This window comes from Mesorhizobium sp. M7A.F.Ca.US.006.04.2.1 (assembly GCF_004022915.1).
Classification (GTDB): Bacteria; Pseudomonadota; Alphaproteobacteria; order Rhizobiales; family Rhizobiaceae; genus Mesorhizobium; species Mesorhizobium ciceri.
The window spans coordinates 1-10,626 of sequence record NZ_RZQA01000111.1; the positions used below are offsets into that span (position 1 = coordinate 1).

The following is a 10,626-nucleotide window of genomic DNA, read 5'->3' on the forward strand; positions in this document are numbered from 1 at the left end:
GGATCAGCCTGCGGCGCCAGCCGAGATAGAGTTCGCTTTGGGCGCCTCCGGCATTTTGGACCGCGAAGCGCCGCTGCGCCTCCGTCTCGGCATTGACGAGATCCGCCAGCGCCTCGGTCTCGACCAGGTCTACCTTGCCGTTCAGAAAGGCGCGACGCGTGAATTCGCCCGGTTCCGCGTGCCTGACGCCGCCAAAACCGGTCATCGTCTCCAGCATTTTTGCCACAACGGCACGGCCGCCATGAACGTGGAATTCCGCGACGTCCTCGCCGGTGAAACTGGCCGGGCCGGGAAAGAACACAACCAGGCCGGTATCGAGCAATGTCCCGTCAGACGCCCTGAATCGGCGCAGAACCGCCGCGCGGTCCTTAACCATAGTCCCAGCAATCGTTTCGACCACGAATCGAGTCTGCGGGCCGGAAATTCGGATGACGGCGACGCCGGCAGGCAGCCGGCCGCTCGACAGCGCTACGATGGAATCGCCTGAAATCATTTGCCCGCTCTACTGAACCGCCCTAGCTTCACGCCTATCAGCCAATCGCATACGAGTTTGCCCAGTGACGCTGCCCGCGCAAAACCTGCTTGCCGAAGAAGCCAGCCCCTATCTGCAGCAGCACAGCGGCAATCCCGTCCACTGGCGGGCTTGGTCGCCGGCTTCGCTCGAAGAGGCGAAAGCGCTGGATAGGCCGATCCTGCTCTCGGTCGGCTATGCCGCCTGCCATTGGTGCCATGTCATGGCGCATGAAAGCTTCGAAAACGATGGCGTCGCCGCCGTCATGAACCGTCTGTTCGTCAATATCAAGGTCGACCGCGAGGAGCGCCCGGACATCGACCAGATCTATATGGCGGCGCTGTCCTCGATGGGCGAGCAGGGCGGCTGGCCGCTGACCATGTTCCTGACCCCGGACGGCAAGCCGTTCTGGGGCGGCACCTATTTCCCGCGCGAGCCGCGCTACGGCCGCCCCGGCTTCATCCAGGTGATGGAGGCAGTCGACAAGGCGTGGCGGGAGAAGCGGGCGAGCCTCAACCAGAGCGCCGACGGGCTGACGACGCATGTCGAGACGCGGCTCGCCGGTTCGCATGCCAGAACCGTGCTCGACCGCGCCACGCTGGCGGAATTGGCCAAGGGTATCGACGGCATGATCGACCGTGATCTCGGCGGATTGCGCGGCGCGCCTAAATTTCCCAACGCACCGTTCATGCAAACGCTGTGGCTGTCCTGGCTTCGCGACGGCAATGCCGCCCATCGCGACGACGTCCTCAACAGCCTCGAGCAGATGCTGAGCGGCGGCATCTACGACCACATCGGCGGCGGGCTCAGCCGTTACTCGACCGACGCCGAATGGCTGGTGCCGCATTTCGAAAAGATGCTCTACGACAATGCCCAGCTCCTCCGCTTCTGCAACTGGGCCTATGCCGCAAGCGGCAATGAATTGTTCCGGGTGCGAATCGAAGAGACGATCGGCTGGCTGCTGCGCGAAATGCGCGTCGACGGCGGTGCCTTTGCCGCCAGTCTCGATGCCGACAGCGACGGCGAGGAAGGTCTGTTCTACACCTGGAACCGCCACGAGATCGAAGCCGCCCTTGGCGACGATTCCGCATTGTTTTTCAAGCACTTCACGCTCTCCAGCCCGCATGGCTGGGAAGGCAAGCCGGTCGTCCACCAAACGCTGTCTCAGCAATCGCAATATGTGATCCACCGCGAAGAGATCAGCGCGCGCAAGGCGAAACTCCTTGCTGTCCGGGAAGAGCGGGTCAGGCCCGGCCTTGACGCAAAGACCCTCATCGACTGGAACGGCCAGATGATCGCAGCGCTTGCCGAGGCCGGCCGGGCGCTGGCGCGGCCTGACTGGATCGATGTGGCGGCAAAGGCCTTTGCCTATATCAGCTCTGGCAGCCGCGACGGCCGTCTGCCGCATTCGATGCTCGGCGCCAGAAAACTGTTCCCGGCTTTGTCCAGCGACTATGCCGCTATGACCAACGCCGCGATCTCGCTGTTCGAGGCCACCGGGGATTGGAGCTATGTCGACCAGGCCGGCCAGTTTGTCGGGCAGCTCGAGCATTGGCACGCCGACGCCGAGAAGACAGGTTACTACCTGACTGCTTCCGACAGCACCGACGTGCCGATCCGCATCCGCGGCGATGTCGACGAAGCCATTCCCTCCGCTACCGGCCAGATCATCGAGGCGCTGGTCAGGCTCGCCTCCGTCACCGGCAATCTCGAGCTGCAGGAGAGAGCCTGGCACGTCGCCGAGCATGCCGCCGGCCGCGCGACGCAGCAGGCCTATGGCCAGGCCGGCATCGTCAATGCCTGCGCGCTGGCAATCGAGCCGCTCAAGCTGGTGTTGGTGGATGAGTTCACAGATCCAAAGCTCGTTCCGGTTGCGAATCGAACCCCGGACCCGCGCCGCATCGACATCGTCGTGCCGATCGGTACGGCAGCGAATCGACCCTTGCTACCCGGTGGAATCCTGCCGCCGACCGACAAGGCAGGTGCATGGTTGTGTACAGGGCAGGTTTGTTTGCCGGCGGTGACGGATGCTGAAGAGCTCGAGCGATTGTTGCGACGGCGATAGTTTTGCTAACCGCCGGCGAGAGACGCCCCCTCTGGCCTACCGGCCATCTCCCCCTCAAGTGGGGAGATCGGCAGCTTCGCTGTTCCGCTCACCTTACGGCGTTGATAATTGCCGAAAGCGACCAAGGGCATAATCTCCCCCTAGAGGGGGAGATGCCCGGCAGGGCAGAGGGGGGCGCGAAGGATCGCTACCCCATCCCCTTACGTGTTCATCGAATCGAAGAAATCCGCATTGGTCTTGGTCTGCTTCAGCTTGTCGATCAGGAACTCGATCGCGTCGGTGGTTCCCATCGGCGCCAGGATGCGGCGCAGCACGAAGATCTTCTGCAGGTCCTGCTTGGAAACCAGCAGGTCTTCCTTGCGGGTGCCGGACTTCAGGATGTCCATGGCCGGATAGATGCGCTTGTCGGCCACCTTGCGGTCGAGCTGGATTTCGCAGTTGCCGGTGCCCTTGAACTCTTCGAAGATGACTTCGTCCATGCGGCTGCCGGTATCGATCAGCGCGGTGGCGATAATGGTCAGCGAACCGCCTTCCTCGATGTTGCGGGCGGCGCCGAAGAAGCGCTTCGGCCGCTGCAGCGCGTTGGCGTCGACGCCACCGGTCAGCACCTTGCCGGATGACGGCACGACGGTGTTGTAGGCGCGGCCGAGACGGGTGATCGAATCGAGCAGGATGACGACGTCGCGGCCATGTTCGACCAGGCGCTTGGCCTTCTCGATGACCATTTCGGCGACCTGCACGTGGCGCACCGCCGGCTCGTCGAAGGTCGAGGAGATCACCTCTCCCTTCACCGAGCGCTGCATGTCGGTCACTTCTTCCGGCCGCTCGTCGATCAGCAGCACGATCAGATAGCATTCCGGGTGGTTGGCGGTGATCGAGTGGGCGATGTTCTGCATCAGAACCGTCTTGCCGGTACGCGGCTGCGCGTTGATCAAGGCGCGCTGTCCCTTGCCGATCGGCGCCACCAGGTCGATCACACGGGCCGAGATGTCCTTGGTGGTGACATTCTCGATCTCCATCTTCAGCCGCTTGGTCGGATAGAGCGGCGTCAGATTGTCGAAGTGGATCTTGTGACGGATCTTCTCGGGATCGTCGAAATTGATGGTGTTGACCTTGAGCAGCGCGAAATAGCGCTCGCCCTCTTTCGGGCTGCGGATCGGCCCTTCGACCGTATCGCCGGTCTTCAGCGAAAAGCGCCGGATCTGCGACGGTGAAATATAGATATCGTCGGGACCTGGCAGGTAATTGGCGTTGGCGGAGCGCAGGAAGCCGAAACCGTCCTGCAGCACCTCGACCACGCCATCACCGATGATCTCGATCTCCTGGGCGGCCAGCTTCTTCAGGATCGCAAACATCAGCTCCTGCTTGCGCATGACGCTGGCGTTTTCGACCTCCAGCGATTCGGCATAAGCGATCAGCTCTGGCGGTTTCTTGTTCTTGAACTCGGCGAGTTTCATTTCTTGCATAGACGGACCTTGAATAGATGGAGTCTGGGTAGGCTTTGGGAAAATATCGGCGGGATGCGACAAATGCCGGGCGCGGCCGAAAACAACGAGGGGCGGCGCATGACGGGAAGGAAGACCCGTCTTTTATCGTCGGTCGGGTGAAAGAGCAAGCTGCGTTTTGCATGGCCTATGAAGGCCTAAACGCATCAATGCCTGTCGTAGTCTCCTGGCCGTTTTTGGGTAACATGCATCAGAACGGCTTGACCACCACCAGGATGACGATTGCGATCATCAGCAATGTGGGGATCTCGTTGACCATCCGCCAGTGCCTGGCCGGTTTTTCATTACGGTCCTCGGCGAATTTGCGCACCGCACCGGCCAGATAGCCATGCATGGCCGACAGCAAAAGCACCGCTCCGATCTTGGCGTGAAGCCAGCCGCCCTGGAAACCAAAGCCTTTCCAGGCAAGCCACAGGCCGAACACCCAGGTGACGATCATCGCCGGATTAATGATGCCGCGCAGCAGGCGCCGCTCCATCACCTTGAAGGTTTCCGACTGCACCGAGCCCTTCTCGGCATCGGCGTGGTAGACCAGCAGCCGCGGCAGATAGAGCATGCCCGCCATCCACGAGATGACGGCGAGGATATGGATCGCCTTGGCCCAGGGGTAGAAACTGTCGGGTGCCGCGAAATACAAAAGCGCGGTGAAAACGATCAGCACGGCGATACCTGATATCATGCGCATCATCGCCTGGCCGGTGCTGTTCGTGTTGTTCATCTGAGCCATCAGCGTGTCGCGCTCCGCACCTGTTTCACCATCGCCTCGACATGGGCGATCGGCGTCTCCGGCGTGATGCCGTGACCGAGGTTGAAGATCAGCGGGCCGTCTCCCAGCGCTCTCAGGATCGCCTCGACGCCATCCGACAGCGCCTTGCCGCCAGCCACGAGCCGCAAGGGATCGAGATTGCCCTGAACCGCACCCGAGCGCTGCAATTCCTTCGCCGCAATCAGGGGCACCGTCCAGTCGATGCCCAGCGCCGTTACGCCGGTCTTCTGTCGATAGGTCCGGTAGCGCGCACCGGCGCCCTTGGGAAAACCGATGATCGGGACATCGGGATAAACCGCCCGCACCCGGCCAACGATCTCGGCCATCGGCTGAACGCAGAACAAATCGAAAGTTTCATCGTCCAGCACGCCGGACCAGGAATCGAAAATCTGCACCACATCCGCGCCCGCCTCGATCTGGCGGATGAGATAGGCGGCCGAATGTTCGGCAAGCACCTTCAGCAATCGTTGAAAGGCCACCGGCTCGCGATAGGCAAAAAGCCGCGCCGGCGCCTGGTCGGGCGTGCCATGGCCGGCAATCATGTAGGTCGCCACCGTCCACGGCGCGCCGCAGAAGCCGATCAGGGTTGTCTCGTCGGGCAATTTGGCCCGCAACCGGCGAACCGTCTCGTAGACCGGTTCGAGATTCACGTGAAACACCTTGCCCTCCAGAGCCAGAATCTCCGGCGCGGTGATCGGCGTCAGCAGCGGCCCTCTGCCCTCTTCGAAGCGGACGTCACGGCCAAGCGCATGCGGAACGACAAGGATATCGGAAAACAGGATCGAAGCATCGAAGCCGAAGCGCTCGATCGGTTGCAAGGTCACTTCGACGGCAAGGTCTGGATCATAGCAGAGATCGAGGAACGAGCCTGCTCGCCTGCGTGTCTCCCGATACTCCGGCAGATAACGCCCTGCCTGACGCATCATCCAGAGCGGAGGCGGAAAATGAGCCTTGCCCTTCAGGACATCCAGCATGATCCGGTTCTGGGGCATCGAGCGCTCGCTTCTCCCGGCCTCTTCTATAATCAAAGATTCTTATATCTAAGATTCTTCTGATTCTAAGAGTCTGTTGGTTCTGGTGATTGCCACCTGTCCCGCTTTGCCCCGGAAAACACCAGCCAACATATTGTCGCGTGCTTCTTTTTCCCAGATGTAGGGTTCTGGGGATAGGTCGGAATCGATCAATCGAGTCAAAGCGTTAGGCGGAGCGGTGAAAGGCAGGTCCTGTGGACGGACTGTAGGCGAAAAAAGCCGTCCCCAAACTTGTCCCCAGTCGCCCGACGAAGCTGACAGCGCATCGAATTGTGGACAAACTGCCATCTGATACAGTCGCCTCCGACCGACCCGTCTTTTCATCCCGCTTTATCCACAGAAGCCCACAGCCCCAGGTGACCCCCTGTGAACAAACCCCAGAGCTTCTTCCACCTGCACCTGATTTCCGACGCGACCGGCGAAACGCTGCTCGCCGCCGGCCGGGCGGCTTCGGCACAATACAAGGATGCGCGCGCCATCGAGCATATCTATCCGCTTATCCGCACCGAAAAGCAGGTGGCGAAGGTGTTCGAGGACATAGAGGAAGAGCCGGGCATCATCCTCTATACGGTCGTGGACCAGAAGCTGGCGCGCGGCATCGACGAGCGCTGCGCGGCCATGGGCCTGCCCTGTGTGTCGGTGCTGGAGCCGGTGCTGACCGTGTTCCAGTCCTATCTCGGCACCCCCGCCGGCCGCCGCGTCGGCGCCCAGCATGTTCTCGACGCCGAATATTTCCGCCGCATCGATGCGCTCAATTTCACCATGGACCATGATGACGGCCAGCTGCCGCTCAACATGGACGATGCCGATGTCGTGCTGATCGGCATTTCTCGCACGTCGAAGACGCCGACCAGCATCTACCTCGCCAACCGCGGCATCAAGACCGCCAACATCCCGATCGTGCTCGGTGTGCCGGTGCCGGAAAGCCTGGTTGCCGCCAGCAAGCCGCTCATCGTCGGGCTGATCGCCACCGCCGAGCGCATCTCGCACGTCCGGCAAAACCGCATCCTCGGCAACAGCAGCTCGTATGAGGCATCAGACTATGTCGATCGCGCGGCGATCAGCGAAGAGCTCGCCTACGCCCGTAAGATCTGCACGCGCCATGGCTGGCCGATGATCGACGTCAGCCGCCGCTCGATCGAGGAAACGGCGGCGGCCATCGTTGCCCTGCGGGGGAAGAATAGATAGGGCAGGTAAGATAAGTGAGCACCAGCACCCCTCATCCGACCTCGCTTCGCGAGGCCACCTTCTCCCACAAGGGGAGAAGGAAGAACGTGGCACCGTCGTCTCCGCAAGATACCGCCAGTTGGCGATTTGCAGCGGCGTACGCGCGGGACTTCCCTTCTCCCCTTGTGGGAGAAGGTGGCCGAGCGAAGCTCGGTCGGATGAGGGGTGCGTGACGGAGCGCCAACATGGGTGAATCAGCATGACCGAAAAACTTATCCTCGCTTCCGGCAGTCCGTTCCGCAAGGCGATGCTGGTCAATGCCGGCATCGATGTCGAGGCGGTGCCGGCCGATGTCGACGAGCGCGCGCTCGAGTCGCCTTTGCAGGATAGCGGCGTCTCGCCCGAGGACGTCGCCCTGGTGCTGGCCGAGGCTAAGGCGACCGAAGTCAGCGAGCGCAGGCCGGGCGCCCTGGTGCTGGGCTGCGACCAGACGCTGTCGCTCGGCGACGAGGTGTTCCACAAGCCGGCTGACATGGAGGGTGCCCGCCGTCATTTGCTGGCGCTGTCGGGCAAGACCCATCAACTCAACAGCGCCGCCATGCTGGTTCGCGACGGCAAGGTTTTGTGGCGCCATGTCGGCATCGCTTCGATGACCATGCGCAAGCTCGACCCCGCCTTCATCGGCCGCCACCTCGCCCGCGTCGGCGCCAAGGCGCTGGGAAGCGTCGGCGCCTATCAGATCGAAGGCGAAGGCATTCAATTGTTCGAGAAAATCGAGGGCGATCATTTCACCATTGTCGGCCTGCCGCTGTTGCCGCTGCTGGCCGAACTGCGAGACCTGGGGGCGATCGATGGCTGAGGCGTCGAAAAAAGCCTTCGTGTCGGGCCATCCGGTCAAGCATTCGCGCTCGCCGAAGATCCATGGTCACTGGCTGGCCAAACATGGCATCGACGGAAGCTACCAGGCCATCGATGTCGCGCCGCAAGACTTTGCCGTGTTCGTGGAAACATTGCAGGCAAACAATTACCGCGGTGGCAACATCACCATCCCGCACAAGGAAGCGGCCTTCGCATTGGCCGAACGCCGCGACCAGGCGGCGCAAGAAATCGGCGCCGTCAACACGCTGTGGTTCGAGGACGGCGTCCTGTGGGGCGGCAACACTGACGGTCACGGCTTTGCCGCCAACCTCGACGATCATGCACCGGGCTGGGCAAGCAAGGGTCCGGCGGTGGTGCTCGGCGCCGGCGGCGCGTCGCGCGCCGTCATCCATGCGCTGAAGGAGCGCGGCGTTGCCGACATCCGCATCGTCAACCGCACTCTGGCCCGAGCGCAGGAATTGCGCGATCGTTTCGGCACCGGTGTCTCGGCGCATGGCATGGCGGCGACCAACGAACTGCTCGGCGATGCCGGCCTGCTGGTCAACACCACCGCGCTCGGCATGCATGGCAATGAAGGCCTGTCGGCGGATCCCGCCCGGCTGCCCGACCATGCCATCGTCACCGACATCGTCTATGTGCCGCTGGAGACGCCGCTGCTCGCGGCCGCCCGCGCGCGAAATCTGAAGACGGTCGACGGTCTTGGCATGCTGCTGCATCAGGCCGTGCCTGGCTTCGAGCGCTGGTTCGGCATCAGGCCGCGGGTGACGGCCGAACTCCGGGCCCTGATCGTCGCCGATCTGGTGCCGAAGCCATGATCGTGCTCGGCCTCACCGGCTCGATCGGCATGGGCAAGTCGACCACGGCAAAAATGTTTGCCGAGGCCGGCGTGCCGGTCCATGATTCCGACGAGACGGTGCATCGCCTCTACGCGGGCAAGGCAGCCCCCCTGGTCGAGGCCGCCTTTCCCGGCACCACATCCGCCGGCATGGTCGATCGTGCCAAACTTGGCGCGCGCGTGCTCGGCGATGCCGCGGCGCTGAAGCGGCTGGAGACCATCATCCACCCGCTGGTGCGCGCCGATGCCGATGCCTTTCTGGCCAGGCATCGCGGATCAGGCGCGCCGATCGCCGTCCTCGACATCCCCCTGCTGTTCGAAACCGGCGGCCGCAACCGCGTCGACAAGGTCGTCGTCGTCACCGCCCCGGCCGCGACCCAGCGCGAACGCGTGCTGGCACGGCCCGGCATGACGGAAGAGAAGCTGGCGTCGATCCTGGCCAAGCAGGTGCCGGACGCGGAAAAGCGCCGTCAGGCCGATTTCATCGTCGACACCGGACAGGGGATGGACGCCGCGCGGGCGGAGGTCGCTGCAATCATCAGCCAGCTGATAGGGGTTGGCAAGCCAGGTGGTTGAGCCCACCGCTCGACCGCCAGCTGTCGATGTGAGAGCCGCTTATCTGCCTGCCGGCTTCGCTCGACACCTCTCCCCCGATCGACGGGGAAGAGGAAAGGTGCAGGGCGATGAGGGGCGGCGCAAACCTGTGCGATTGCCCTGGCCATCATAGTTTCTCATTGCCATTTTGTTCCGCTCTCATGATTCTGCTCCTTTGGAGCGACTGATTCGATGCGTGAGATCATCTTCGACACGGAAACCACCGGCCTCGATTCGCGCGACGACCGCGTGATCGAGCTGGGCGGCGTCGAACTGGTCAACCGTTTCCCGACCGGCAGGACCTTCCACCACTACATCAACCCGCAAGGCCGCGCGATCCATGTCGAGGCACAGGCGGTGCACGGCATCAGCGCGGCGGACCTCGCGGGCAAGCCGACCTTCGCCGAGATCGTACAGGAGTGGCTGGACTTCACCGACGGCGCCAAGCTGGTCGCCCACAACGCCACTTTCGATGTCGGCTTCCTCAACGTCGAATTCGGCCGGCTGGGTCACCCTGTCATCGACAACGGCGTCGTCGTCGACACGCTGGCGCTGGCGCGCCGCAAGCACCCGATGGGTCCTAATTCGCTCGATGCACTCTGCCGGCGCTACGGCATCGACAACACCAAGCGCACCAAGCACGGCGCCCTGCTCGATTCCGAATTGCTGGCCGAAGTCTATATCGAGCTGATCGGCGGCAAGCAGGCGGCCCTCATCCTCGACAGCGCCACCGCGCCGGCCCAGGGCGAGAATGTCCGCCAGATCGAAATCGTCGTCGCCCCGCGCCCGGCGCCACTGCCGCCGCGCGTGACAGAAGCCGAACGTGCCGCGCACGCCGGCATGGTCGGGACATTGGGTGAAAAGGCGCTGTGGCTGAAGGTTCACGGGAACTAAAATCGTCCCGTTGGCGATCCTTGGCGCCCCCCTCTGCCCTGCCGGCGCCTCAATCGTCCCGCCCAAAACAAAAAACCCGGCGCAAGGCCGGGCTTTTCACAATCCGTGGCAGGCAGCCCTCAGCTCACCTGGACCTTCGACGACGCCTGGTCCTCCGCCAGCTTCTGCTGGAACATCTGCGCGAAGTCGATCGGGTCGAGCATCAGCGGCGGGAAGCCGCCATTGCGGGTTGCCTCGGCGATGATCTGGCGGGCGAACGGGAACAAAAGACGCGGGCATTCGATGAACAGGATCGGCAGCATGTGTTCCTGCGGAAAGCCTGCGATGGCGAACACGCCGCCATAGACCAGCTCGACATTGAACAGCACTTCCTGGTCGA

At 62.9% G+C, this 10,626-nt stretch carries 10 protein-coding genes and 1 pseudogene; 6 read left to right on the plus strand and 5 right to left on the minus strand.

Annotation, left to right across the window (positions count from 1 at the left end):
- Nucleotides 1-493 (minus strand): annotated as a pseudogene (locus tag EN925_RS08750) (tRNA uridine-5-carboxymethylaminomethyl(34) synthesis GTPase MnmE); the annotation flags it as partial.
- Between the two features lie 64 nt (nucleotides 494-557).
- On the opposite strand from EN925_RS08750, the gene EN925_RS08755 reads away from it, so the two are divergent.
- Nucleotides 558-2,576 (plus strand): thioredoxin domain-containing protein, encoded by a 2,019-nt coding sequence (locus tag EN925_RS08755; protein ID WP_127368867.1) that lies wholly within the window; start codon nucleotides 558-560, stop codon nucleotides 2,574-2,576.
- Between the two features lie 200 nt (nucleotides 2,577-2,776).
- Here EN925_RS08755 and rho read toward each other — a convergent pair whose 3' ends face one another.
- The 3 genes from rho to hemE form a co-directional block, all read right to left on the minus strand.
- Nucleotides 2,777-4,042, minus strand: a complete 1,266-nt coding sequence (gene rho / locus EN925_RS08765) for a transcription termination factor Rho (protein WP_013528732.1) — start codon at nucleotides 4,040-4,042, stop codon at nucleotides 2,777-2,779.
- Between the two features lie 229 nt (nucleotides 4,043-4,271).
- On the minus strand, nucleotides 4,272-4,808 hold the full coding sequence (gene hemJ / locus EN925_RS08770; RefSeq protein WP_063173417.1) for a protoporphyrinogen oxidase HemJ: 537 nt from the start codon (nucleotides 4,806-4,808) through the stop codon (nucleotides 4,272-4,274).
- Nucleotides 4,808-5,839, minus strand: coding sequence for a uroporphyrinogen decarboxylase (gene hemE / locus EN925_RS08775; RefSeq protein WP_063173418.1), 1,032 nt, complete (start codon nucleotides 5,837-5,839; stop codon nucleotides 4,808-4,810). Before hemE ends, hemJ begins: the two co-directional genes overlap by 1 nt.
- Nucleotides 5,840-6,244: 405 nt before the next feature.
- Between hemE and EN925_RS08780 the strand changes: the two genes are divergently transcribed.
- The 5 genes from EN925_RS08780 (at nucleotide 6,245) to dnaQ (ending at nucleotide 10,247) form a co-directional block, all read left to right on the plus strand.
- Nucleotides 6,245-7,066, plus strand: coding sequence for a pyruvate, water dikinase regulatory protein (locus tag EN925_RS08780; protein WP_013528729.1), 822 nt, complete (start codon nucleotides 6,245-6,247; stop codon nucleotides 7,064-7,066).
- A gap of 238 nt (nucleotides 7,067-7,304) precedes the next feature.
- On the plus strand, nucleotides 7,305-7,904 hold the full coding sequence (locus EN925_RS08785; protein WP_127385365.1) for a Maf-like protein: 600 nt from the start codon (nucleotides 7,305-7,307) through the stop codon (nucleotides 7,902-7,904).
- Entirely contained in the window at nucleotides 7,897-8,739 is an 843-nt protein-coding gene (locus EN925_RS08790) for a shikimate dehydrogenase (protein WP_013528727.1), read from the plus strand. Before EN925_RS08785 ends, EN925_RS08790 begins: the two co-directional genes overlap by 8 nt.
- Nucleotides 8,736-9,335 carry a dephospho-CoA kinase gene (gene coaE, locus EN925_RS08795; protein ID WP_127370194.1) on the plus strand — a complete coding sequence of 200 codons (600 nt, stop codon included), beginning with the start codon at nucleotides 8,736-8,738 and terminating at the stop codon, nucleotides 9,333-9,335. The genes EN925_RS08790 and coaE overlap by 4 nt, the downstream gene beginning before the upstream one ends.
- Before the next feature lie 210 nt (nucleotides 9,336-9,545).
- The gene (gene dnaQ, locus EN925_RS08800) at nucleotides 9,546-10,247 is read left to right on the plus strand and encodes a DNA polymerase III subunit epsilon (protein ID WP_063169604.1); all 702 of its coding nucleotides are present in this window, start codon (nucleotides 9,546-9,548) and stop codon (nucleotides 10,245-10,247) included.
- A 119-nt stretch (nucleotides 10,248-10,366) separates the two neighbouring features.
- On the opposite strand, the gene EN925_RS08805 is transcribed toward dnaQ, so the two are convergent.
- Nucleotides 10,367-10,626 (minus strand): protein-export chaperone SecB (locus EN925_RS08805; protein WP_206632809.1); only part of this gene is annotated, 260 nt, incomplete at its 5' end.